The following is a 25,241-nucleotide window of genomic DNA, read 5'->3' on the forward strand; positions in this document are numbered from 1 at the left end:
AGAAATATTATGACAACGGCACAACTCGATACGCCCGTCGTCTCCCGCCGCTTCTGGTCCGGGATGACCCTGTTCGTCTGCGCGCTGCTGGTGGCGCCGATGGTCGCCAGCCAGCTCGGCGGCAACTACTGGGTGCGGGTCATCGACTTCGCCCTGCTCTACATCATGCTGGCGCTGGGGCTGAATATCGTGGTCGGCTACACCGGCCTGCTGGATATGGGCTTTATCGCCTTCTATGCCGTCGGCGCATACCTGGCCGCTCTGCTGGCCTCGCCGCATCTGCTGGAGGTGTTCCCGCTGTTAAATAACCGGTTCCCGGACGGCCTGCACACCTCGTGGCTGGTGATTATTCCGCTTGCCGCGCTGGTGGCGGCAGGCTGCGGTATCGTGCTGGGGGCGCCGACGCTGAAGCTGCGCGGCGACTACCTGGCCATTGTCACGCTCGGTTTTGGTGAGATTATCCGCATCCTGATGCGCAACCTCGACCGCCCGGTCAACATCACCAACGGCGCAAAAGGCATTTCCGGGGTCGACTCGCTGAACCTGTTCGGGCTGAAGTTTAGCGGCGTCTATCACTGGTTTGGTTTTAAAGTCCCGGCGCTGTGGCTGTGGTACTACCTGCTGATGCTGGTGATTGTGGCGATTATTTTCGTCTGCCTGCGGCTACAGCATTCGCGCATCGGCCGCGCCTGGCACGCCATCCGCGAGGATGAAGACGTCGCCCGCGCAATGGGCATCAATCTGCGTAACTACAAACTGCTGGCTTTCGCTATCGGCGCCTCGTTCGGCGGCGTGGCGGGGGCGCTGTTCGGCGCATTTCAGGGCTTCGTTTCGCCGGAATCCTTCACGCTACAGGAGTCAATTGCGGTACTGGCGATGGTGGTGCTGGGCGGAATGGGTCATATCCCCGGGGTGATCCTCGGCGCGGTGCTGCTGACCGCGCTGCCAGAGCTGCTGCGCAGCCAGGCGGCGCCGCTGCAGCAGGCGCTGTTTGGCGAAGTGCTGATTGACCCGGAAGTGCTGCGCCAGCTGTTCTACGGCCTGGCGCTGGTGCTGGTCATGCTCCTGCGCCCTCAGGGCATCTGGCCCGCACGTCATCAGGGAGTCAAAGCATGAGTCTGTTAAGCGTACGCCACATGTCAAAACGCTTTGGTGGCCTGACGGCGGTCGATGACGTATCGCTGACCATTAATGAAGGTGAAATCTACGGCCTGATCGGCCCCAACGGCGCGGGGAAAACCACCTGCTTTAACCTGATTACCGGGCTGTACCCGGCGGACAGCGGCGAGTTCGCTATCGCCGGAGAGCCCTACTTCCCGAAGAATATCGAGAAAGTCACCGCCGCCGGCATCGCCCGCACCTTCCAGAACGTGCGGCTGTTTAACCAGATGTCGGTACTGGAGAACGTGATGGTCGGCCGCCACGTGCGCACCCGCAACGGTCTGTGGGCCGCGCTTACCCGCCATAAACGCGCCCGCGCCGAAGAGGCGCAGACCCGCGAGCTGGCATGGCACTGGCTGGACTACACCGGCATTGCGCAGTTCGCCCACTACCGCGCCTGCGACCTCGCTTACGGCCACCAGCGGCGGCTGGAGATTGCCCGTGCGCTGGCTACCGATCCGCGCCTGCTGGCGCTGGATGAACCGGCGGCCGGGATGAACGCCGCCGAGAAGATGGCGCTGGGCGAACTGCTGCTGCGCATTCGCGATGACGGCAGAACGCTGCTGATGATTGAGCATGACGTCAAGCTGGTGATGGGGATCTGCGATCGCCTGATGGTGCTGGATTACGGCAAAACATTAACCAGCGGCACGCCGGAGACCGTGCGCCGCGATCCGGCGGTGATTGCCGCCTGGCTGGGAGGCAATGTCCATGTCTGATCTGTTAACCGTAACCGGCCTCAGCGTGCACTACGGCGGCATCCAGGCGGTACGCGACGTCTCATTCAGCGTTAAAGCGGGTGAGCAGACGACGTTGATCGGCGCCAACGGCGCGGGAAAAAGCTCCACCGTCCGCGCCATTACCGGGCTGGAACCCTTTAGCGGCGAGATTATTTTCAACGGTCAACCGGTTCGTCGACGCAAAGCGGAGTCGCTGCTGCGCGAAGGGCTGGTGATGGTACCGGAAGGCCGCGGCATCTTTACCCGCATGACGGTACTGGAAAACCTGCAGATGGGCGCCTGGCTGCGTCGCGATAGCGCGGCGGTCCGACAGGAGATGGACGAGATCTTCGCCAACTTCCCGCGCCTCGCCGAACGCCAGCACCAGCTGGCCGGGCTGCTCTCCGGTGGCGAACAGCAGCTGCTGGCGCTCAACCGCGCCCTGCTCAGCCAGCCGCGCCTGCTGATCCTCGATGAGCCCTCGATGGGGCTGGCGCCGCTGATGGTCGAGAACGTTTTCCGCGTGATCGCCACTCTCCGTCAGCGCGGCGTGGCGCTGCTGCTGATTGAGCAGAACGCGCGTCTGGCGCTGGAGGCCACCGACAGCGCGTGGGTGATGGACAGCGGCAGCATTGTGGAACGTGGTGCCTCGCAGGCGCTGCTGGCCGACGACCGTATCGCACAGATTTATTTGGGCGAAGTGCCCGCATAACACTAACCAGCATCAGGGAAAAACAATGAAAACAGTCAAAATCAGTGCGCTCAGCGCCGCTATTCTGCTCAGTGGCTTCGCCTCATCCGCCGCATGGTCTGCGGCCAGCGAAACCGTGATTATCGGCCTGGCGGGCCCGCTGACCGGCCCTTCCGCGCGTATCGGCAAGGATCTCGAAAACGGCGCGCAGCTGGCGATTGACGATATCAACAAGCAACACCCGACCATCGGCGGCAAGGCGGTAACCTTTAAACTGCAATCTGAAGACGATCAGTCCGACCCGCGTACCGCCGTTGCCGTCGCTCAGCGTCTGGTGGATAGCGGCGTCGCCGGCGTCGTCGGCCACTGGAACACCGGCACCAGCATTCCCGCCGCACGGGTTTACCACGATGCCGGCATCGCCCAGGTCGCGCCGGTCGCTACCGGACACGCCTATACCAGACAGGGTTTCGACACCAGCTTCCGCGTGATGGGCCACGACGATGACGGCGGCCAGTTTGCCGGGCAGTACGCGGTACAAACCCTGAAGGCCAAACGCATCGCGGTGATCGATGACCGTACCGCTTTTGGTCAGGGGCTGGCGGACGAGTTTATTAAGTCGCTGGACGCGCAGGGGATCAAAATCGTCGATCGCCAGTATGTTGACGACAAAACGGTGGACTTCAGCGCCGTACTGACCGCCATCCGCAGTAAAAATGCCGATCTGATTTTCTTCGGCGGCGTCGATAGCCAGGCCGCTCCGCTGGCGCGTCGTATCAAACAGCTGGGCATGAACGCCACCCTGATGGGCGCCGGCGGTTTCGTCAGCCAGACCTTCCTGCAGCTGGCGCAAAAAGAGGGTGACGGCGTGGTGGCGCTGGAGCCGGGACTGCCGGTTGAACAGATGCCGGGCGGCAAAGCCTTTGAGCAGGCCTACCAGGCGCGCTATCACACCCATATCGAGCTGCACGCGCCGTTCGCCTATGACGCCACCCGCGTGCTGGTGGCGGCGATGGAAAAAGCTGACTCCGTCGACCCGGCCAACTATCTGCCCGCGCTACGCGCCATTAACTACTCCGGGGTCACCGGACACATCGCCTTTGATAAAGAGGGCAACCTGAAATCGCCAACCTTTACCGTCTACAAAGTCGTCGACGGCAAATGGCAGCCGCAAACCGTACTCGGCGGCGCAACAACGAAGTAACGCAGTGAGGCAATGTGATGAGTGATAATAATGAGCTGGGCATTCTCGCCCGCCGCAAAATTGAAGCCGAAATTATTAAGCCGATTTACGACATCCTGGTGCGCGAGATAGGTAAAGCTCGTGCCCAGGCGGTCATCGGCGAAGCCATTGAAAACGCCGCGATTGAGGCGGGAAAAACGTTTGCCCGCCAGGAGCCGAACGGCGCGAACATCCAGAGCTTTGTCGCCCTGCAATATCTGTGGGAAAAGGACAATGCCCTGGAGGTCAAGGTGCTGGACGCCGATGACCAGCAGTATAACTACAACGTCAACCGCTGCCGCTACGCCGAGATGTACCACGAGATGGGCCTCGGCGAGATTGGCCACCTGCTCTCCTGCGCCCGCGACGACAAGTTTATCGTCGGCTACGCGCCGGAGGTGGAGCTGACCCGCACCACCACCATCATGCAGGGCGGAAAGTGCTGCGACTTCCGCTATCGCGTGAAGAAGGACAAGCCATGATAGCCATCAACGCTGAACGTCTGTGGTCAACCCTCAACGAGATGGCGAGGATTGGGGCGACGCCGGCCGGCGGCGTCACCCGGCTGACGCTGAGCGACGAGGACCGCCAGGCGCGCGACCTGCTGCGCCAGTGGGCACAAGAAGCCGGTTTTCCCTGCGCAGTCGATAGCATGGGCAATATGTTTATCCGCCGCGCCGGAAAAAATCCGCAGCTGGCTCCGGTATTGACCGGTTCGCACGTCGATTCCCAGCCGCTCGGCGGCCGCTATGACGGGATTTACGGCGTGCTCGCCGGGCTGGAGGCGCTACGCACGCTGAACGAACGCGGCATTGAGACCGAACGCGATATCGTGCTGGTGAACTGGACCAATGAAGAAGGGGCGCGCTTTGCCCCGGCGATGCTGGCATCCGGCGTCTGGGCCGGGCAGTTCAGCGAAGCTTTCGCGCTGGCCCGCAAAGATCGCGACGGCATCAGCGTCGGCGCGGCACTGGAGGCGATCGGCTACCGCGGCGAGCGTCCGACCGCCGCGTTCCCGGTTCATGCCTGTTATGAGGTGCATATCGAACAGGGACCGATTCTGGAAGAAGAAGACGTTGATATCGGCCTCGTCCACGCGGCAATGGGCCAGCGCTGGTTCAACGTCACGCTGGAGGGCTTTTCCGCCCACGCCGGCACCACGCCGATGGGCAGCCGCCGCGATGCATTGACCGCTTTCGCCGAGCTGGCGCTGGCGGTGGAGCAAATCGGGATCGCCCACAACCCCGACGGACGGGCGACCATCGGCATGGCGCAGGTGATACCGGGATCGCGCAACGTGGTGCCGGGGCGCGTCGAATGCAGCGTGGAATTCCGCCATCCGCAAAGCAGCGCGCTGGAGGCAATGGAACAGGCGTTGCGTCACGCTGCCGACACGCTGGCCAGACGCGGGGTGCAGGCGCAGATCGAGCGCATTTTTGACTACGCGCCAATCGCCTTCAACGCCCAGTGTCTGGCGCGCAGCGAGCAGGCGGTTCAGATGCTCGGCTACAGCGCCAGACGCATGGTCTCCGGCGCCGGCCACGATACCTGCTATATCAGCAAGGTCGCGCCCGCCAGCATGATTTTCATCCCCTGCGAGAAGGGAATTAGCCATAACGAGGCGGAGAATATTCTGCCCACGTGGGCAGAAAAAGGGGCCAACGTACTGCTGCATAGCGTACTGCTCGCCGCCGGGGAAAAGTAAGCGCCCTTCTGCTGGTCGTTCTGGCGCCGCGCGGTGCCAGAACGACAGCTCACCGCCGTGACGGTACGCCGGCTCCTTCCGGGAAGGAGATAACTGCAGGCATAACCAAATTAAAACAATATCTTAGATTGTTTACCCGCGCGGACAAAAAGCCATTTATTTGTGGATTATCTGCTAAAATCAGCCAATAGATCGCATAGAGCAGGCAGGTATGCGGACATAACGGCATGACATTCCGTTGTATTTCAGTTCAATTCAATGATTTTCGAATCGCTTCTTTTTTACTGCTGACGCCCGGGTACGTGTGAAAACGAAAAAGAGATCCTCAGCATCGTCCAATATTCTCCGCTATATCTGGGGATCCGCGCTGGCGACGATTTTTTTAACCACCATTCTCTCCTTCTGGCTGCTTTCCGGCTCGTGGGGAACGTGGAAAAGCGCGCATAACAATGTTACCCAGTTCGATATTTTCTACCGGGTACTGCAGGTCTCTAATGACCTGGCCGGTGAGCGCGCCTTCGTTAACGAGCTGATATTAAGCTCGCCTGAGGAGAAAGAGTCACGCTGGCAGGCGCTGGTCGCCCATCGCGACATCACCGACCGCGACATGCAAAAGATCCCGAAAAACCTGCTCTCTCCGGCGCTGATGGGCGAAATGATGCAGCAGCTGGAGCGTTCCCGTCGTATTGCCGACCGCTTTCGCACCCAGGTGCTGAGCGACCCGCAGTCCGCAGATTTGGCCATTCACGATATGGTGGTGGCAACGGATTTCTATCATAAGGCGCTGTTCGAGCGCACCACCGAGTTTCTGCTGCTGGAGCCCAGCGCGCTGGGTCCGATTCTGCGCGCGCAGGCGCTGGGCGAGCTGCGCGATGCAACGGGTCGACTCGGTTCTCAGGTGCTGATTCCGCTGGCCACACACACCCCGATTCCGCGGGCCAACCGGGAAGGATTGATTCGCGGTATCGAACGGATCAATACCGCGTGGTGGCTGCTGCAAACGCAGGGCAATGAGGCCACCTATCTTCCCCACTTCCAGAAAACGCTGGAAAACACGCGCCGGGACTTTGAACATCAGGGCATTGCGTTAATCAATCAGTTAAGCGCTGAGAGCGACAGCGGTAAGCCCTATAGCGTGAGCGCCGAACAGTTTGCCGTCGATTATCACGCCAGCCTCAGTTCGTTTGATGATCTCCTCAATACCTATATGAACGGAGTAAAGGAGCACTACACCGCCGCCGAACATCGGGCCTTAGAGAATTTCCTGCTACGGCTGGTGGTGCTTGGGCTGGTGTATACCCTGACCATTGCGATGATTTTCTATATTCGCTCTCGCGTTTTACGCCCCATTCTGCGCTTAAATGAGCTCGCCGCGGCGCTGATTGCCGGAAAACAACTCCACGTCCAAATCGATGACGATACGGCAGAAGAGGTGCAGAGCCTGTTTTCATCCCTCGGGACCCTCGGGAAAAAACTCCGTGAAGATGCCCGCATCAGCCGCCAGTACCAGCGCCAGTCGGAAGAGGATCCGCTGACCCATCTGTTTAATCGCCGGGCATTTAACGCCCGGGCTGATGCGCTATTAAGTCAGTCCAGCAAGGCGCTTCCGGCCTGGTTAGTGATGCTCGACGTTGACCGCTTTAAGTCGATAAACGATAACTGGGGACACCCGATGGGTGACGAGGTGCTGGTTGCCCTGGCCAAAACCCTGAGTAAGTTGAGCCGCCCGGAAGACGTGGTGGGGCGCCTCGGCGGAGAAGAGTTCGCGGTCCTGTTTCTGGCCGCTTCGTCAGACGAAGTCGCCAGCTATACCGCGCGGATTCAGCAGGAAATCCGCAAGCTGACCCTCCATACGACCGGCGATATCACCTTTAAGATCACCGCCAGTTTCGGGGTAGCTAAAGGCTGGCAGTGCCCGCTGCAAGAGCTGATGTCGCGGGCCGACAGGGAGCTGTATAACGCCAAGAACAGCGGGCGTGACCGGATTTGCGGCCTCTCCTGAGCGCACCGGCGCCTGCGTGCCTTGCCATTTTAATCATCCCCCGGTTTAACAGCGCGAAGAGATAACCCTGATATCACCTCAGGGCTCTCTCTGCATTCGCTTAGTGCTTCTTACGGTTACGGCGCATGTCTATCGTCACCGCCGCAACAATAATAATCCCTTTGATAATATCCTGAACGTAAGCGTCGACGCCGACGAAGGTGAAGCCGCTTTTGATTAAGCCGAGAATCATCGCCCCAATCAGGGTGCCGGTGATGCGGCCTACGCCGCCCATCAGGCTGCTGCCGCCGATAACGGCCGCGGCGATAGCGTCCAGTTCGTAGGACATCCCCATACTGGACTGCCCGCTGCTGACGCGCGCCGCCAGCACAACCCCGGCCAGCCCCGACAGCGCGCCGGCGATGGTGTAGACGATAACCAGATACTTATTCACATTGATGCCGGATACTTTTGCCGAGGTCATGTTGCCGCCGATGGCGTAAACATATTTACCGTAGCGGGTATGTTTCAGCGCGATGTGAAACAGAGCGGCAATCACGAAGAAAATAATCACCGGCATCGCCCCCTGACCAATCGACGTAAAGCTATCGGACAAGAAACTGATGGGATTTCCCTGGGTGTAATATTGCGCCAGACCGCGGGCAGAGACCATCATCCCGAGAGTGGCGATAAACGGCGGAATCCCGGTACGGGTGACCAAAAAGCCGTTGGTTAATCCACAGATCAGCCCGACGCCAATCCCGGCGCAAATGGGAATGACCGCCGGTAGGTTAACCAGTGACGGGAACATCGGCGACAGGCTATCCGAGGTTTGTGCCAGGCTTGCCGCCACCACGGCAGCAAGGGCAATGACCGAGCCGGAGGAGAGGTCAATCCCGGTAGTGATAATGACCTGCGTGACGCCGACGGCGATAATCCCGATAATGGCGACCTGCAGGACAATCAACACCAGGCGGTTGGTGTTCATCAGGAAAGACTGGTCGCGGACAAACCAGCCGGCAATTTCAAAGGTCAGGGCGATGACCACCATAACAATAAAGATACCGGTATCTTTCGGTAATTTATGCCGTAAATTACCAAGGAAAGAGGATCGCGCATTTGCAGCTGTTGCGGTCAGTTTCATATTGCTCATTCTCTACACCTCAGTGGGATGCCAACGACAAAATGGTTTCCTGATCGGCCTCGTCTTTGTCGAGGATGCCGGTAATACGTCCTTCGTGCATGACCATAACGCGATCGCTCATGCCCAGAATTTCCGGCAGTTCAGAAGAGACCATAATCACCGCAACGCCGCGATTCGCCAGTTCGCTAATCAGGTGATAAATTTCAGCTTTCGCCCCCACGTCAATCCCGCGGGTTGGCTCATCAAGAATTAATATTTTGGGCTGCGCTAAAAGCCAGCGGGCAATTAAGACCTTTTGCTGATTACCGCCGCTCAGGTTATTAATAATCTGATCCATGGTCGGGGTTTTAATATTCAGACGACGGATCTGTTCCATGCAGTCTTGCGCCATCTTCATATGTTTGACAAACCCGCTCTTGCCGATATATTCCGGCATATTGACGATACTCATGTTTTCCATCACCGAGAGCACGAGGAACAGTCCGGACTTTTTGCGGTCTTCGGTCAGCAGCGCCATCCCTTTTTCGATGGCCACGGAAGGCGAGTCGATGATCACCGGCTGGCCGTCAATCAACACTTCGCCACTGTCAAAGCGCTCCATCCCGAACAGGCTCTCCATCACTTCACTGCGCCCGGCGCCAACCAGACCCGCAACGCCGAGAATTTCGCCACGGCGGACGCTGAAATTCACCTCCTCAAAATAGCCTTTGCGCGACAGATTACGGACCGTCAGCACCTCTTCGCCAATGGTATTATTGAATTTCGGGAACAGCTGAGTTAATTCGCGGCCCACCATCTGGGTAATAAGCGACTGACGGGTAAATTCGCCCGTCTGCCGGCTGCCCACCCAGGTCCCGTCGCGAAAGACGCTAATTTCATCGGTAATCGCGAAAATCTCATCCATCTTGTGGCTGATATAAATAATGGCTTTACCCTGTTCGCGTAAATCGCGAATGATGGTGAACAGGTGGGCCACTTCACTTTCCGTCAGTGCCGAGGTGGGTTCATCCATAATGACAATATCCGCGTTCCACGATACCGCTTTGGCTATTTCCACCATTTGCTGGGCGGCAATGCTGAGCTCGCCCACCAGCCGGTCGGCGGATAAACGGATATTCAGTTTATTGAGCAGTGTCTGCGTCTGGCGGGCCAACTGTCGATGGTCGACAAAGCCGTATTTCATCGGCTCGCGCCCCAGCCAGATATTTTCTGCCACCGTCATATGCGGCACCAGATTCAGCTCCTGGTGGATCATGGAGATCCCCGCGCGCAGCGCATCCATCGTATCCTGGAACTGCACCGGTTCGCCCTTCACCCGGATCGCGCCCTTATCGGGACGGTAAATCCCGATAAGGCACTTCATTAACGTCGACTTTCCCGCACCATTCTCCCCCATCAGGGCGTGCACCGTCCCCGGGCGCACGCGTAATGAGACATTATCGAGCGCCTTCACGCCAGGAAAGAACTTACTGATACCTTCGGCTTCAAGTGCAAAAGCGTTCATACCTCCCCCTCCGTACCGCTGAGCCAGAAATGATTATTTTTGATTACGGCTGACAAATTCAGACATATTCTCTTTGGTAATCAGCTGGTAAGGGACATCGATGACTTTTTCGACTTTTTCCCCGTTCGCCAGTTTGACGGCTGCATCCACCGCCCCTTCCCCCTGGCCTTTAGCATCCTGGAAAATGGTGGCGATCATCTTGCCGTTTTTCAGCATCTGCAGTGCGTCAGGGGTCCCATCGACGCCGGCAATCAGAATGTGCTTCGGATTGCTCCCCAGCGCCTGCAGCGCGCCAATCGCCATTTCATCGTTATTGGAGGCGATCGCCTGAATATCTTCCCCACTGGTCATCCAGTTACTCACCACATCTACGGCATCGTTACGCATGAATTTCGCCGTCTGCTTCTGAACGATCTTGATATCCGGGTATTTCGCAACCACCTCTTCTACGCCTTTGGTACGATCGCGAGTTGATTCGTTCGCCAGGTCGCCCAGCAGAATCGCCACGTTGCCTTTGCCGTTCATCGCCTTCGCCAGCGCTTCCATCTGCAGACGGCCGGCCAGCACCGAATCCGAACCGACATAGGCCATTTTGTCGGTCAGCGTAATCTGCGGACGGCGGTTAACGAAGACCAGCGGAATGCCGGCTTTGGTCGCCTGATCGATAATCGGCTTCACGGCGTTGGTATCGACCGGGTTGACGATGATGGCATCGACGCCCTGACCAATAAAGTTCTGCACCTGCTGCAGCTGCTGCGCGACATCACCCTTGGCATCCTCTACCTGCGACTTCACCCCCTCTTTTTGCATCTCTTTTTGCATCGCGGTACGCAGGATAGTCAGGAAGTTATCGTCGAAAAGCGCCATGGAAACGCCGACGGAGAGATCTTTTGCCATCACCGCAGCGGGCAACATACAGACTAACAAAGAGGCAACAATCGTTTTCTTGATGTTCATAGTTGTTCCTTGGGGTTCAGTGATATGCCAGTTCATTGAGATGAAATGAAAGATTCATTTCGTAAATGCGTGTTGCTGATACCTGCCGGATCGCCAGCCAGAAGTTTCACTTCTGAGCGCGCTGTTTTTGCACATGTTTATCAGAACCACCTAATTCAGTGGTTTTTTAGTGAATTATTAAAACAGTAGTTCATAAAACATACGATTTATCACCCGGAAAATTTCAGACGTTTTATTTCATTAACAACACATATGAAACTTTTATAATTAAATAACTGAAATGAAAATTTTAAAACTGTCTGATAACAGAACTTTGACAGATATCTAACATTGCGGCATAAACGCGCAAAAAATGAGAGGCGCCCAGCAGTTTGCAGACAAGTCACAGGCCCGCCGCTGGCAATCCGCCAGAGAAGATTTTCCGCCTAAAGAAGAGGGGGATTTGAAACGTCAGCGATCCTTTCAGGAGGGCCGTTACAAATTGATCCGATTTTCACTCCCGTCATGATGAGAGGAAAAGAGCGCCCGCTTTGTCATCCGCTGCCGGTATCAGGCTAACGGTTTCAACATGTTAGCGTGATGACCACGCTCACCTGGCTCGCACACGCCGCCGTGTACCGCCCGGCAGGTCTATTCCCATGACCATCGCAGGGGCATAGACTGCTCACATCTTTCATTGTGCCCCGCAAGGCAACCCGATATGTCGCGTCTCCTTTCGCTGAAATTCGCCCTTCCGGCGCTCGCACTTTCCCTCTCTTCGCAGGTTGCGGCGGCGCCCGATATAGAGGTAGGTTTTTCCCCCGAAGGCTCTGCCCGCCAACTGGTATTAGAGACCATTAATCAGGCACAAACCTCGATCCAGATGATTGCCTACTCTTTTCAGGCGCCTGATATTGCGCGGGCGCTTGTCGCCGCCCATGACCGCGGCGTCAAGGTGCAAATCGTGGTCGATAAAAGACGCAACGCGGTGGAAGCCAGCCAAAAGATAATGAAGTATGTTGCGGAGCACGGGGTGGCATTACGTATTGATGGCCACTATCACATCCAACACGATAAGACGATTATTGCCGATGGGGCGACGGTTGAAACCGGGTCATTTAACTATGCTCCGTCCGCCGAAACAAAAAATAGTGAAAACGTCGTGGTGATACGTCATCAGAAAGCCGTGGCCTGCCAGTATATCGCCCACTGGCAGTCGAGATGGGAGCTGGGTGTCCCTTATGCGGGGTAAATACGCGTAAAAAACGCCGTCTTCACCCGGCCCGCGGCGCAGCGTGAAGACGGCGGTTGCATACTGGAAAAGTCAGTCCGTGACTTTCAAGGCCAGCTCATAGGCACTGGTTTTTCCTTCATCGCGCGCGCCGCCCATCTGATACACGCGGACGGTATATTTTCCGTTGGTTTCGAGGCGCTGCTCAAAAGCACCTTCTGTCATCGAGCCATTAAAAATGGTTTCGTTCGCGGGGTTGATCACGTTGAAATAAGGATGGGGCCATTTGCTCTTCATGGTGACGTGCATTAGCTGACCAGCTTTCGCCACCAGCGTGTAATCTTTCACATCGGCGCCGCTCAGGGCATTTTTAATGGTGGTTCCGCTGGTACCTTTATCGAAATGAACCGGGATTGTATTTATCTTATAACCCGCCATGACAGATAATGGTGCGAATAAACAACCAGCGCAGATCAAGCTACCAACAATTAACTTTAAATTTTTCATTTAATTAACACCTTATGTTTTTATATCTGGTGTTATAACACATAAGGTATTCCAGAAAAATTTCAGGAAATAGATTGAAACGATTTCATCGTCGTCTCGCGGTGAAGTAAATCGCTATAGATAGCAGTTAATATCCCACCGGGGCGAAACTCTTTCTTTATCCACTGCGTCACCTGCCCACTGGCCGCATGCTGGGTCGCCAGCAGCATTCCTGAATCCTGGCGTGGGTTATGAATCTGGCGGGTAATCAGCCGGTTTTCCGCCATGGCCTCACGAACCATATAATCCGGCAGAAAACCAATGCCTTCACCGAGGATCTGGCACTGGCATTTGGTATTAAAGTCCGGCACCAGAATCGCCTCCTGCCCGTGCAGTAACCAACCCACTTTCTTATTAATGGTGCTGGCGGTGTCCTCCACCATAATATTGGGGTAAAGCCGTAGCTGGCTTTCCGCTATGGGTTCCGGCATAAACGCCAGCGGATGATCCGGGGCAATGGCGAAGACCCAACGAATGGCACCAATTTCAGTGTAGTCAATGCCGCCGCCGTCGAGCAGCGTATCCGGTGCGCCAATCGCGATATTAGCCTGCTGATTAATTATCGCATCCCAGACGCCGTTATACACCTCCGTGGTAACGGTAATCTGGCAGGTTGGAAACTGTTTTTTGAGCACCTGCAACAGACGCGCCGTGTGCCGCGGCGTATAAAGCAGCTGGTTGATGCAGATACGGACCCGGGCCTCAATCCCCTGGGCTATGGTATCTATGCTGCGCTTGATGGCATGGAAATCATTGAGCAAATCCGTGGCCTTACGGAAAAGATAGTAGCCGGACTCGGTCAGCTCGATGCTACGGGTATTACGGGTAAACAGCACCACGTCCAGCCCCGTCTCCATGCGCTTGATGGTGTAGCTGATGGCTGATGTCGTCAGCCCCAGCTCGTCTGCGGCTTTGCTGAAACTGCCAAAGCGCGCCGCCGTGGTAAACGCCAGCAGATTTTCTTCAGTAAAAATTGAGTTCATTGGCCCGCTCCTGCTTTCGTCAACCGCTCATTAGCCCCACTCTGCAATCGACTCTATTTCCTGTCCCTGCCATCGGGCAATCATTTTTGAATATCTTTTAACACCATGCGAATTGTCGGCCCGCGCGGGCCGCGAAATTCTCCGCGGCGTCATGGTTCAGCGCGAGCTTTTTGAGGTTGCCTCGCTCAGTTTACGACCGGTATATTCGGAAATCAGCCCCACGCCGTTGCCGGCCAAAAAACCCAGCAGCGTCACCGGCCAGTTCATCCCGGAGGCGAAAAACAGCGTCATGCCAAGAAAGCCGCCGGGAATAAACGCGGTGAGGGAAAAGCGCCCCTGCCAGACAATCACCGCGGAGAACGGCACCGTGGTGATAACGCTGGCCCAGAAGGATGATATCCCGGTGGCGGCAGTCAGCCCACCCGCGGCCATCGCCGCCAGAAATGCCCACGCGGCGCCGGTGTAGTTGACAAAAAGACTCTTCACAAACCCCTCTTTACCGCCGCCTGCCGCATAAAAACTGCAAAAGGCGACAAAGCCGATCGTGCCAAGCAATCCCCAGCGCGGATCAAGCCCAACCTGCGAGGAGATCAACTGCCAGATCCCGGCACAAATGCCGACAGTAATCCCCGTTGCGGTGAGTCCGTTCATCTCTTCCCCCTCGTGATAGTGGTCGTGGAAATTGGTTTCGTTCGGGAACTATATAGAAATAATCCCCTCTTGAATTACGGGAAATCGCATGCAAGAAACAAACATTGCACTGCCGCACAGTCTGCATCCATTATTAAAAAATATTCAACAATGAGTGGGGTTATCGCGAATAAAATTTAAACGGGTTCTTTTATCTATTTTTGGTTGCTATGCTCAGGTCATCAAAAAGTCTCAGCCGCCACCACAGGAGTAAGATGATGACCACGGAAAATATTATTGCTGAATATCTTTTGGCTGCGGAGCAAGGCAATGTCGAACAATTAAAAACCTGTTTAGCCCGTGGCGTCGATATTAATGCCAGCAATCGCCAGGGGCGAACCGCTATTACTCTGGCCAGCCTGAATAAACATTATGCCTGCGTGTCTGTGCTCATTGCCGCTGGTGTCGATATTGATAAGCAGGACCAGACCTGTTTTAACCCGTTCTTACTGAGCTGCCTGAATAATGACGTCGAGCTGCTGCATTTAATTCTGCCAGCGAAACCTGACCTTACGCGTTTAAGCCGTTTCGGCGGCGTCGGTCTGACGCCGGCCTGCGAAAAGGGTCATCTTGAGATCGTAAAAATTCTGTTGACCGAAACCGATATTAACGTCAACCACACTAACTTTGTCGGCTGGACGCCGCTGCTGGAAGCGATTGTTTTAAACGATGGCGGCGCAACGCAGCAGGAGATCGTTAAGCTGCTGCTGGACCACGGCGCCAATCCCCATATGACCGATAAATATGGCAAAACGCCGCTGGAACTGGCGTGGGATAAAGGCTTTGCTGAAATCGCCCACCTGCTGGTTGCCGCCGGCGCCTGAGGAAGGAGAACGGCCATCGACACCTCCTTACGGCGGTGTGTGCAAGCGCTAACTGCGGATGAGAGCTTTCTCACTCAACGCGGCGGCGGACGGGTCGAGCAGGTCTTCTCGCGTGCGGTCAACCTGCAGATTCCCGACAAGCCAGGGCTCCTGACGCTGCTGTGCGCCGCATATGACAATGCGCCCAACAGCTGTAGGTTAGCACTCACCTACTTTGACAACCTGTTCCGGCCAGGGGAAAGCGTCCGGTTCACCGATTCAGGAATGTATATTGGCAATGATAAATGGATAGACCTCCAGCGCTGTGAGCGCTGGCAAATGCCAACGGCCGTATTAAGCGCGGCAGCATTGACCCGGATAGCCTGGCGACGCTGGCAAAACATTATCATTGAGCAACTGCATGAGGACGATACCTTATTTCTTTATCGCGGCGACAACCCGTTTTATAAAGCGATGGGGCGCGAATTACAGCATCGCCGGAAAACATTATTTAACGCCCTTCGGCAAAATAAAAATATCAGTGCCGCCATCGCTAATATGCTCGGACTAGGTATTGGCCTGACGCCATCGGCGGATGATTACCTGGTAGGCCTTAGCGTTATTTTATTTATTAACGGACATCCGGCTAATCAATACCGGGATGAATTTTTAGCGGCGCTGCAGTGTGCCAGACATAACACCACGCCGCTCAGCGCGATTACGCTGGAGGCAGCTATTAATCAGCGCTATCGCGAAAGTATCGCCGGATTGATTAACCTCATGATTAATCAACCGACAATCTTTTCTATTGCGGCAATTGCCAATATTAAAAATATTGGCTCAAGTTCCGGCAGCGACATGCTATTGGGCATGGCGGATGCCTGCGCGCTGAGCCAAACGTATGGAGGGAATTATGTCAGTTAAAATAGTCGTGAAGAAGAATACCTATTTTGATTCCGTCTCATTAATGTCGATATCCACCCGCGCCAATAAGATCGACGGCGTAGAGCAGGCATTTGTCGCGATGGCGACCGAAATGAACAAAGGAGTCCTGAAGAATCTGGGACTGCTGACGCCGGAGCTGGAAGCAGCGAAAAACGGCGACCTGATGATCGTCATTAATGGCCAGGACGGCGCCGATAACGAGCAAATTCTCGCCGGGATCGAAGCGCTATTTAGCCAAAAAGCGCAAAGCGGCCAGCACGAAGCGCGCTATGCCACCCTCGCCAGCGCTAAAAAACATCTTCCGGACAGCAATATGGCGGTTATCTCAGTCAACGGACTGTTCGCCGCCCGCGAAGCACGACAGGCGTTACAAAACGGTCTCAACGTGATGTTGTTTTCCGATAACGTCTCTCTCGAGGACGAACGCGCGCTGAAACAACTGGCCCATGAGAAAGGTTTGCTGCTGATGGGGCCAGACTGCGGGACCGCCATCATTAACGGCACCGGTCTGTGCTTCGCAAATGCGGTACGCCGCGGCAACATCGGTATTATCGGCGCCTCTGGCACCGGTAGCCAGGAGCTGAGCGTGCGTATTCACGCGTTCGGCGGCGGCATATCACAACTTATCGGCACCGGCGGTCGCGACCTGAGTGAAAAAATCGGCGGCATGATGATGCTCGATGCCATTCAGATGCTGGAAGCGGATCCGCAAACGGAAATTATCGCCCTCGTCTCCAAGCCGCCCGCCCCGACCGTGGCGAAAAAAGTGCTGGAGCGCGCACGCGCCTGCCGTAAACCGGTTGTCGTGTGCTTCCTGGGCCGCGCCGAACCACCGGCCGATGAGCAAGGTCTGCAGTTTGCCCGCGGCACCAGAGAAGCGGCGCTGAAGGCGGTACTGCTGAGCGGCGTTAAGCAACAAAATCTCGATTTGCCCCCGCTGGACCCGGCATTGATTGCTGAAATTCGTGCACAGCTCACGCCGCAGCAGAAATACATTCGCGGCCTGTTCTGCGGCGGCACGCTGTGCGACGAAACCATGTTCGCCGTCCTGGAAAAACAGGCCGAAGTTTACAGTAACATTCAGCCGGATCCGGCTTATCGCCTGAGCGATATCAACCACAGCATCAAGCACACCTTCCTCGATTTCGGCGATGACGACTTCACCAATGGTAAACCGCACCCGATGATCGACCCAACCAACCGCATCAGCCGCCTGCTTCAGGAAGCGCGCGATCCAGAAGTTGCGGCGATCGTGATGGACTTCGTGCTGGGCTTTGGGTCGCATGAAGATCCGGTCGGGTCGACGATCGAGGCGATCAAAGAGGCAAAAGCCATTGCCGCCGCCGATGGCCGTCGGCTGACGATCCTCGCTTACGTTTTAGGCACCGATATCGATACGCCATCGCGGGAACAACAGCGCCTGATGCTTAGCGAGGCGGGCGTCATTCTGGCCAACAGCAGTACCGAGACCGGCCTGCTGGCGCGTGAACTTATCTGCAAAGGGGAGAACGCCTGATGAATCAGTCACTATTCAGCCAGCCGCTGAACGTTATTAATGTCGGGATCGCGATGTTCAGCGATGATCTGAAAAAGCAGCATACGGCGGTGACCCAGCTCGACTGGACGCCGCCAGGCCAGGGCAATATGCGGGTGGTCAATGCCCTCGACGCGCTTGCCGACTCCGCGCTGGCGGATAAAATCGCCGCCGCCAACCAGCAGGCGCTGGAACGCATTATCCAGTCGCATCCGGTCCTCACGGGCTTCGACCAGGCCATCAACGTGGTGCCTGGGATGACGGCAAAAACCATTCTCCACGCCGGGCCGCCGGTAACGTGGGAAAAGATGTGCGGAGCGATGAAAGGTGCGGTCACCGGCGCGCTGGTATTTGAAGGGCTGGCAAACGATCTGGCTGATGCCGCCGAACTGGCCGCTTCAGGTGAAATCACCTTCTCGCCATGTCACGAACATGACTGCGTCGGGTCTATGGCCGGCGTCACCTCCGCCTCCATGTTTATGCATATTGTCGAGAACAAAACCTACGGCAACATCGCTTATACCAACATGAGCGAGCAGATGGCGAAGATCCTGCGCATGGGGGCTAACGACCAGAGCGTTATCGACCGTCTGAACTGGATGCGTGACGTCCAGGGGCCGATGCTGCGCGACGCCATGAAGGTGATTGGCGAAATCGATCTGCGCCTGATGCTGGCGCAGGCCCTGCATATGGGCGATGAGTGCCACAACCGCAACAATGCCGGTACCACGCTACTGATCCAGGCGCTGACGCCGGGCATTATTCAGGCCGGCTATCCGGTCGAACAGCAGCGTGAAGTCTTTGAATTCGTCGCCAGCAGCGACTATTTCTCCGGCCCGACGTGGATGGCGATGTGTAAAGCCGCGATGGATGCCGCCCACGGCATTGAGTACAGCACCGTCGTTACCACCATGGCGCGTAACGGCGTCGAGTTCGGTCTGCGAGTCAGCGGGTTGCCGGGAGAGTGGTTCACCGGCCCGGCGCAGCAGGTGATCGGCCCGATGTTTGCCGGTTATAAGCCGGAGGATTCCGGTCTCGATATCGGCGATAGCGCGATTACCGAAACCTACGGCATTGGCGGTTTCGCTATGGCAACGGCACCGGCCATCGTCGCACTGGTTGGCGGAACGGTGGACGAGGCCATCGATTTCTCCCGCCAGATGCGTGAAATCACCCTCGGTGAAAACCCCAACGTCACTATCCCGCTGCTCGGGTTTATGGGTGTGCCGACCGCTATCGATATTACCCGCGTCGGCAGCAGCGGTATTCTGCCGGTGATCAATACCGCCATCGCCCACAAAGATGCGGGCATCGGTATGATCGGCGCCGGCATCGTCCACCCGCCGTTTGCCTGTTTTGAAAAAGCCATTTTGCGCTGGGTCGAACGTTACGGCGCTTAAAAACATCCCCGGCCCGGGGCGAAAGCGCCCTGGCCGGGCTGACCGGGCGATAAATCTGATAACAACAACGCCATTACCTTCTGTACCGGGAACCTACACGATGAAAGAACTTGTGGTCGTTGCCATTGGCGGCAACAGTATCATCAAAGATAACGCCAGCCAGTCAATTGAACATCAGGCTGAAGCGGTCAAGGCCGTGGCGGATACGGTGCTGGCCATGCTGGCGTCGGACTACCATCTTGTCCTGACCCACGGCAACGGGCCGCAGGTCGGACTGGATTTACGCCGCGCTGAAATCGCTCATGAGTGCGAAGGTCTGCCGCTGACGCCGCTGGCCAACTGCGTTGCCGACACCCAGGGTGGAATCGGCTACCTGATTCAGCAGGCGCTCAATAATCGCCTGGCCCACCGCGGCGAACAAAAAGCGGTGACCGTCGTCACCCAGGTCGAAGTCGATAAAAATGACCCCGGCTTTACCCACCCGACGAAACCGATTGGCGCTTTTTTTAGCGAAGCCCAGCGCGATGATCTCCGGCAGACGCATCCGGACTGGCACTTCGTCGAAGATGCCGGGCGTGGCTATCGGCGGGTGGTCGCCTCGCCGGAACCCAAACGCATCGTGGAAGCCGAAGCCATTAAAGCGCTGACCCGACAAGGGTTCGTGGTGATCGGCGCCGGCGGCGGCGGCATCCCTGTAGTCCGCTGCGCGCAGGGAGATTATCAGAGCGTTGATGCGGTGATTGATAAGGATCTCTCAACCGCGCTACTGGCACGGGAGATTCACGCCGATATCCTGGCCATCACCACCGGCGTTGAAAAAGTGTGCATTCACTTTGGGCAGCCCCGGCAGCAGGCGCTGGGGACGGTCAATATCAGCGATATGACCCGCTATATGCAGGAAGGTCACTTTCCGGCCGGCAGCATGTTGCCCAAAATCGTCGCCAGCCTCGCGTTTTTAAAGCACGGCGGCAAGCGGGTGATTATCACCACGCCGGAGTGTTTACCCGCTGCGCTGCGCGGAGAGACCGGTACCCATCTTGTGCACGACTGAGCAAATGAAAAGAAAGAAAAAGGAAGATTCATGAATAAAGACAATAGCCGTCGCGAATTTCTCAGCCAGAGCGGAAAAATGGTCACCGCCGCCGCCCTGTTTGCCGCCGCCGCACCCGTCGTTTACGCCGATGAGCGCTCGATATCCGCGACGACCTGCGACAACCAAAAGGTTATCAGCCCCGACGACACCCACTACTATCTCGATAATGTCCTGCTGGAAAGCGGCTTTGAGTATGAAAATGACGTAGTAGTACACACTCGTACCGAACGGCAAACCCTCGAGATTGCCGACGGCAAAATTATCGCGCTCCACAACCATCGCAGCCACCCTGATGCCTCCCTGCCCCGCTATGATGCCGGCGGTAAGCTGATGCTCCCGGCGATGCGCGATATGCATATCCATCTGGATAAAACCTTTTACGGCGGCCCGTGGCGTTCACTCAACCGCCCGGCGGGCACCACGATTCAGGACATGATTAAGCTTGAGCAGAAGCTGTTGCCTGAGCTCCAGCCGTACACCCGCCAGCACGCGGAAAAACTGATCGACCTGCTCCAGTCAAAAGGGTCAACGATAGCCCGCAGCCACTGCAATATCGAACCCACCTCCGGGTTGAAAAACCTCGAAGATCTGCAGGCAGTCCTCGCGCACCGCCAGCCGGGTTTCGCCTGCGAGATTGTCGCTTTTCCGCAGCACGGACTCCTGCTGTCAAAATCAGAACCGCTGGTACGTGAAGCCATGCAGGCCGGCGCACACTACGTCGGTGGCCTCGATCCGACCAACGTTGATGGAGCGATGGAGAAATCCCTCGATACCATGTTCCAGATAGCGCTGGATTATAACAAAGGGGTCGATATCCATCTCCACGAAACCAGCCCGGCGGGCGTCGCGGCGATCAACTATATGGTAGAGACCGTAGAGAAAACCCCGGCGCTAAAAGGCAAGCTGACAATCAGCCACGCTTTTGCGCTGGCGACATTGAACGAACAGCAGGTTGAGGCCATTGCCAGCCGCATGGCGGCCCAGCACATCACCATCGCCTCCACCGTGCCGATCGGTACCCTGCACATGCCGCTGCAGCAGCTGCGGGATAAAGGGGTATTTGTAATGACCGGCACCGACAGCGTGATTGACCATTGGTCGCCATACGGCCTGGGCGACATGCTGGAAAAAGCCAATCTCTACGCCCAGCTCTATATTCGCCCCAACGAACAGACCCTTTCGCGTTCGCTGGCAATTGCCACCGGCAACGTACTGCCGCTCAACGATCAAGGCCAGCGCGTCTGGCCGAAAGAGCAGGATGAGGCCAGCTTTGTGCTGGTCGATGCCTCCTGCTCCGCCGAAGCGGTGGCACGCATTTCACCGCGTACCGCGACCTTCCACAAGTGCAAGATGGTTTGGGGCAGCATCGGCGCCTGAACATGACCGCATAAAAAGCCCCGGTAAACCGGTGCTTTCGCCCGGCGGCGCTACGCTTACCCAGGCCTCGAGGCTGAATGCGGTCGACAGGCCGGGCAAGGCGCAGCCGCCACCCGGCAAATAAACACAAAACCCCGGCACCGGGCCGGGGTTTTATTTTTCACATCTCGCGGTTATTTCTGCGGACGCATCGCCGGGAACAAGATCACGTCGCGGATGGTGTGGCTGTTGGTAAACAGCATCACCATCCGGTCAATCCCGATGCCCAGACCGGCGGTCGGCGGCAGACCATACTCCAGCGCGGTGACGTAGTCTTCGTCGTAGAACATCGCTTCATCATCCCCGGCGGCTTTCGCATTCACCTGGTCCTGGAAGCGCTGCGCCTGGTCTTCCGCGTCGTTGAGCTCGCTGAAGCCGTTACCGATTTCGCGGCCGCCGATAAAGAACTCAAAGCGGTCGGTAATTTCCGGATTCACGTCATTACGGCGCGCCAGCGGAGAGACTTCTGCCGGGTATTCGGTGATAAAGGTCGGCTGAATCAGGTGCGCTTCCGCCACTTCATCAAAGATTTCCGTGACGATACGACCCAGGCCCCAGCTCTTCTCAACGTGAATACCGATGGACTCCGCAAGGGCTTTCGCCGCGTCGAAGTTATCGAGATCCGCCATCTCGGTTTCCGGACGGTATTTCTTGATAGCCTCACGCATGGTCAGCTTTTCAAACGGTTTGCCGAAGTCGAAGATCTGGTCGCCGTATGGAACTTCTGTTTTACCCAGCACGGTCTGCGCCAGGGTGCGGAACAGGGATTCGGTCAGCTCGATCAGATCTTTGTAATCCGCGTACGCCATATAGAGTTCCATCATGGTGAACTCTGGGTTGTGACGCACGGAGATGCCTTCGTTACGGAAGTTACGGTTGATTTCGAATACGCGTTCGAAGCCGCCCACAACCAGACGCTTCAGATACAGTTCCGGCGCGATACGCAGGTACATGTCCATATCCAGCGCGTTGTGATGGGTGATGAACGGACGGGCAGACGCGCCGCCGGGGATCACCTGCATCATCGGGGTTTCGACTTCCATAAAACCGCGGCCTACCATGAACTGGCGCATCGTCGCGAGGATCTGCGAACGGACTTTAAACGTGCGGCGGGATTCGTCGTTGGCGATCAGATCCAGATAGCGCTGACGGTAACGGACTTCCTGATCCTGCAGGCCGTGAAATTTGTCCGGCAGCGGGCGCAGAGCTTTGGTCAGCAGACGCAGCTCAGTACAGTGGATAGACAGCTCGCCGGTTTGGGTTTTAAACAGCTTACCGCGGGCGGCAATAATGTCGCCAAGGTCCCACTTTTTGAACTGTTCGTTATAGACGCCTTCCGGCAGATCGTCGCGCGCAACGTACAGCTGAATACGCCCGCCGACGTCCTGCAGAGTGACGAAAGAGGCTTTCCCCATGATGCGACGGGTCATCATACGACCAGCAACGGAGACTTCAACGTTCAAGGAGGTGAGTGCTTCGTTATCCTTGTCATCGAATTCAGTGTGCAACTGGTCAGAAGTATGGTCACGACGAAAATCATTCGGGAACGGGATACCCTGCTCACGAAGCTGAGCCAGCTTTTCACGACGGGTTTTCAGTTCATTATTAAGGTCAATTGCCTCATCGGCACTTTGTGCTTGTTGTTCAGACATGTTGGTTCCTCATAACCCTGCTTTCAAACTTGCTTCGATAAATTGCGCCAGGCCACTATCCAGCGCGGCCTGGTCAGTGCGGGTCTCTACACCAGTGCGCGGCCGATCGTTGACGTTATCGCCAAAGACCGAACGATAGAATCATAAATAACCTGGCCTTACTTAAGGCTGATATCACTCAGCAATAGCCAAACTAAAGTTTTTTTCATCGATGGATTGCCATCTATCAAGAATATCCTCCTCCTAACAGTCAAACGATGCAAGGCGCTGTTTTCGCACCTGCGTCGGCCATGTATTGATCCTTTCACTCGGCGACATATCCCGGCGGCGCGCAGCGTCTGAGCGGGCGACGAGCCCGTAACGCCCGGGTTTTGCCGCCCGGAAACCATGGCTACGCGCCCCCTCCGGGAAGTTCACCGGTCGCGGCGCGGCGCTTGCCGACGCTGCAGGCGGCAGCGAAGGCCAGGATGACAATCACCGTTACGCAGCCCAGCGTCCACTCCCCCATCTGGGAGAAGAAATGCTGATACGCGGCGATCGCCGTTTCGCTAATCTGTGATTCGGTGGTCTGCTGCGCGACGATACCCGCCAGCCAGTTGGCCACCGCGCCGGTCGCCAGCATATAAATTCCGGTCAGTACCCCGGTCACGCCCGGCATATTCAGGCGCGTGATCTGCGCCATCGCCACCGGGTCGATAAACAGCTCGGCGAAGCCCATCAGCGCCAGTCCGCCGACCATCAGCCCCATTGATGCCTGGCCATCGACGGCGCCATGACGTGCGTTCAGGGCCAGCACAATAAAACCGCAGCCCATCAGCACCAGGCCAAAAGCAAATTTCAGCCACACGCGAAGCACCGATCGCGTGCTGCCTTCCGGGCGCATCAGCCAGGCCAGCGCCACGCCTGCCGCCATCACGGCAACGGCATTCACCGACTGGAAGAGAGCCGTCGGCACCTCAATGGTGAACAGTCGGCGATTAACAAAGCGATCGATAAACAGGCTGATAGAGCTACCGCCCTGCTGCGCCAGAACCCAGAACAGCGTACCGGTCAGCATTAGCAGTACGATTTGCCACAGCGCGCGACGGTGCTGCGGAGAGTTCACCATAATGCGCGCCACCATTTGGGCGGCGAAGACGCAGACAATAGCCAGCAGATAGCCCGACCAGTTATTTTCCAGCAGCAGCGTGAAGAACACCGGCGCCACGCAGAGCATGACAACCAGCCAGCCCCAGGTCGGCAGCACAAATTTCACCGCGCACAGCGCCTGCCTGTCGACGCCGCGGGTGTGGCTGAAGTGACGATGGCCGCTGAGGAAAATCAGCAGGCCGATAAACATGCCGATCCCCGCCAGCGCAAAACCGATATGCCAGCCATACCACTGCGCCGCCAGCCCGCAGGCGATGGGTGCCGCGATGGAGCCGACGTTGCCGGCGGCGTACAGCAGCGAGAAACCGCCGTCGCGGCGATGGTCATCAACGGCGTAAAGCTCGCCCAGCAGGCAGCTGATGTTGGATTTGAACAGGCCGTAGCCGCAGATAATGATCGCCAGCGCGAGGTACAGACTCCAGGTTGCATCAGATTCAACGCCCAGCACGACGTGGCCGAGCGTCATCAACAGCGCGCCGGCAATGACCGCCGTGCGATTGCCGAGCAGGCGGTCGGCAAGCCAGCCGCCGAGAATGGGGGTAACGTAAACCAGGGAAGCGTAAGCGCTGAACAGACTGATGGCGTGGCTGTCATCAAAGCCAAGCTGATGGGTGAGGTAGAGGATAAGTAAGGCACGCATGCCGTAAAAGCTGAAATATTCCCAGATTTGGATCGCTACGATGTAATAGATCGCGCGCGGTTGTGAGGGTGTTTTCATGAGGTCTCCTGCAGCGTG

At 56.9% G+C, this 25,241-nt stretch carries 22 protein-coding genes and 1 pseudogene; 14 read left to right on the forward strand and 9 right to left on the reverse strand.

What is annotated here, in order from left to right; all coding sequences use genetic code 11:
- The first annotated feature begins 9 nt into the window (after positions 1 to 9).
- The 7 genes from Q1L34_RS19880 (at position 10) to Q1L34_RS19910 (ending at position 7,500) form a co-directional block, all read left to right on the forward strand.
- On the forward strand, positions 10 to 1,116 hold the full coding sequence (locus Q1L34_RS19880) for a branched-chain amino acid ABC transporter permease (RefSeq protein WP_004859008.1): 1,107 nt from the start codon (positions 10 to 12) through the stop codon (positions 1,114 to 1,116).
- Positions 1,113 to 1,880 (forward strand): ABC transporter ATP-binding protein, encoded by a 768-nt coding sequence (locus Q1L34_RS19885; protein WP_015584976.1) that lies wholly within the window; start codon positions 1,113 to 1,115, stop codon positions 1,878 to 1,880. The genes Q1L34_RS19880 and Q1L34_RS19885 overlap by 4 nt, the downstream gene beginning before the upstream one ends.
- A complete protein-coding gene (locus tag Q1L34_RS19890) occupies positions 1,873 to 2,592 on the forward strand; it encodes an ABC transporter ATP-binding protein (protein ID WP_004859000.1) in 720 nt (239 codons plus the stop codon). The genes Q1L34_RS19885 and Q1L34_RS19890 overlap by 8 nt, the downstream gene beginning before the upstream one ends.
- Before the next feature lie 25 nt (positions 2,593 to 2,617).
- Positions 2,618 to 3,775, forward strand: coding sequence for a branched-chain amino acid ABC transporter substrate-binding protein (locus Q1L34_RS19895; protein WP_004858995.1), 1,158 nt, complete (start codon positions 2,618 to 2,620; stop codon positions 3,773 to 3,775).
- Between the two features lie 17 nt (positions 3,776 to 3,792).
- Positions 3,793 to 4,275, forward strand: coding sequence for an L-2-amino-thiazoline-4-carboxylic acid hydrolase (locus tag Q1L34_RS19900; RefSeq protein ID WP_004858992.1), 483 nt, complete (start codon positions 3,793 to 3,795; stop codon positions 4,273 to 4,275).
- Entirely contained in the window at positions 4,272 to 5,498 is a 1,227-nt protein-coding gene (locus Q1L34_RS19905) for a Zn-dependent hydrolase (protein WP_015584979.1), read from the forward strand. The genes Q1L34_RS19900 and Q1L34_RS19905 overlap by 4 nt, the downstream gene beginning before the upstream one ends.
- Before the next feature lie 304 nt (positions 5,499 to 5,802).
- Positions 5,803 to 7,500, forward strand: coding sequence for a GGDEF domain-containing protein (locus Q1L34_RS19910; protein ID WP_032716796.1), 1,698 nt, complete (start codon positions 5,803 to 5,805; stop codon positions 7,498 to 7,500).
- Between the two features lie 100 nt (positions 7,501 to 7,600).
- On the opposite strand, the gene Q1L34_RS19915 is transcribed toward Q1L34_RS19910, so the two are convergent.
- From Q1L34_RS19915 to Q1L34_RS19925, 3 genes are read right to left on the reverse strand one after another with little or no spacing between them, the layout of a single operon-like run.
- The gene (locus tag Q1L34_RS19915) at positions 7,601 to 8,623 is read right to left on the reverse strand and encodes an ABC transporter permease (protein ID WP_172418225.1); all 1,023 of its coding nucleotides are present in this window, start codon (positions 8,621 to 8,623) and stop codon (positions 7,601 to 7,603) included.
- Positions 8,624 to 8,642: 19 nt separating this feature from the next.
- Positions 8,643 to 10,127, reverse strand: coding sequence for a sugar ABC transporter ATP-binding protein (locus Q1L34_RS19920; protein WP_004858981.1), 1,485 nt, complete (start codon positions 10,125 to 10,127; stop codon positions 8,643 to 8,645).
- A gap of 33 nt (positions 10,128 to 10,160) precedes the next feature.
- A complete protein-coding gene (locus tag Q1L34_RS19925) occupies positions 10,161 to 11,084 on the reverse strand; it encodes a sugar ABC transporter substrate-binding protein (protein WP_004858977.1) in 924 nt (307 codons plus the stop codon).
- A gap of 700 nt (positions 11,085 to 11,784) precedes the next feature.
- Here Q1L34_RS19925 and Q1L34_RS19930 point away from each other — a divergent pair.
- The gene (locus tag Q1L34_RS19930) at positions 11,785 to 12,315 is read left to right on the forward strand and encodes a phospholipase D family nuclease (RefSeq protein WP_044352453.1); all 531 of its coding nucleotides are present in this window, start codon (positions 11,785 to 11,787) and stop codon (positions 12,313 to 12,315) included.
- 72 nt (positions 12,316 to 12,387) lie between these two features.
- On the opposite strand, the gene Q1L34_RS19935 is transcribed toward Q1L34_RS19930, so the two are convergent.
- The 3 genes from Q1L34_RS19935 to Q1L34_RS19945 form a co-directional block, all read right to left on the reverse strand.
- The gene (locus tag Q1L34_RS19935; RefSeq protein WP_004858972.1) at positions 12,388 to 12,801 is read right to left on the reverse strand and encodes a hypothetical protein; all 414 of its coding nucleotides are present in this window, start codon (positions 12,799 to 12,801) and stop codon (positions 12,388 to 12,390) included.
- A 62-nt stretch (positions 12,802 to 12,863) separates the two neighbouring features.
- Positions 12,864 to 13,823, reverse strand: coding sequence for a LysR substrate-binding domain-containing protein (locus Q1L34_RS19940; protein WP_004858969.1), 960 nt, complete (start codon positions 13,821 to 13,823; stop codon positions 12,864 to 12,866).
- 156 nt (positions 13,824 to 13,979) lie between these two features.
- Positions 13,980 to 14,474 carry a DUF1097 domain-containing protein gene (locus tag Q1L34_RS19945; protein WP_044352006.1) on the reverse strand — a complete coding sequence of 165 codons (495 nt, stop codon included), beginning with the start codon at positions 14,472 to 14,474 and terminating at the stop codon, positions 13,980 to 13,982.
- 257 nt (positions 14,475 to 14,731) lie between these two features.
- On the opposite strand from Q1L34_RS19945, the gene Q1L34_RS19950 reads away from it, so the two are divergent.
- The 6 genes from Q1L34_RS19950 to Q1L34_RS19975 all read left to right on the forward strand — a co-directional run bounded on the left by Q1L34_RS19950 (position 14,732) and on the right by Q1L34_RS19975 (position 21,665).
- Positions 14,732 to 15,337, forward strand: a complete 606-nt coding sequence (locus Q1L34_RS19950; protein WP_004858963.1) for an ankyrin repeat domain-containing protein — start codon at positions 14,732 to 14,734, stop codon at positions 15,335 to 15,337.
- Between the two features lie 39 nt (positions 15,338 to 15,376).
- Positions 15,377 to 16,240, forward strand: a complete 864-nt coding sequence (locus Q1L34_RS19955) for an oxamate carbamoyltransferase subunit AllH family protein (protein WP_069476168.1) — start codon at positions 15,377 to 15,379, stop codon at positions 16,238 to 16,240.
- Positions 16,230 to 17,777, forward strand: a complete 1,548-nt coding sequence (gene fdrA, locus Q1L34_RS19960; protein WP_086817154.1) for an acyl-CoA synthetase FdrA — start codon at positions 16,230 to 16,232, stop codon at positions 17,775 to 17,777. Before Q1L34_RS19955 ends, fdrA begins: the two co-directional genes overlap by 11 nt.
- Positions 17,777 to 19,195, forward strand: coding sequence for a YlbE family protein (locus Q1L34_RS19965; RefSeq protein ID WP_004858953.1), 1,419 nt, complete (start codon positions 17,777 to 17,779; stop codon positions 19,193 to 19,195). The genes fdrA and Q1L34_RS19965 overlap by 1 nt, the downstream gene beginning before the upstream one ends.
- Before the next feature lie 100 nt (positions 19,196 to 19,295).
- Positions 19,296 to 20,246: a carbamate kinase family protein gene (locus Q1L34_RS19970; protein WP_015584985.1), complete on the forward strand. Its 951-nt coding sequence runs from the start codon at positions 19,296 to 19,298 to the stop codon at positions 20,244 to 20,246.
- A 30-nt stretch (positions 20,247 to 20,276) separates the two neighbouring features.
- Positions 20,277 to 21,665, forward strand: coding sequence for an amidohydrolase family protein (locus tag Q1L34_RS19975; RefSeq protein ID WP_327204253.1), 1,389 nt, complete (start codon positions 20,277 to 20,279; stop codon positions 21,663 to 21,665).
- Positions 21,666 to 21,838: 173 nt separating this feature from the next.
- Here Q1L34_RS19975 and lysS read toward each other — a convergent pair whose 3' ends face one another.
- From lysS to dtpD, 3 genes and pseudogenes are all read right to left on the reverse strand, one after another.
- Positions 21,839 to 23,356 carry a lysine--tRNA ligase gene (gene lysS, locus Q1L34_RS19980; protein ID WP_004858943.1) on the reverse strand — a complete coding sequence of 506 codons (1,518 nt, stop codon included), beginning with the start codon at positions 23,354 to 23,356 and terminating at the stop codon, positions 21,839 to 21,841.
- A 9-nt stretch (positions 23,357 to 23,365) separates the two neighbouring features.
- Positions 23,366 to 23,455: pseudogene (locus Q1L34_RS28505) on the reverse strand (hypothetical protein); the annotation flags it as partial.
- Between the two features lie 292 nt (positions 23,456 to 23,747).
- Positions 23,748 to 25,223 carry a dipeptide permease DtpD gene (gene dtpD / locus Q1L34_RS19985; RefSeq protein ID WP_004858940.1) on the reverse strand — a complete coding sequence of 492 codons (1,476 nt, stop codon included), beginning with the start codon at positions 25,221 to 25,223 and terminating at the stop codon, positions 23,748 to 23,750.
- Between the last annotated feature and the right edge of the window lie 18 nt (positions 25,224 to 25,241).

The sequence above is a fragment of the Klebsiella ornithinolytica genome, from assembly GCF_030505655.1.
In the GTDB taxonomy this organism is placed as follows: domain Bacteria; phylum Pseudomonadota; class Gammaproteobacteria; order Enterobacterales; family Enterobacteriaceae; genus Klebsiella; species Klebsiella ornithinolytica.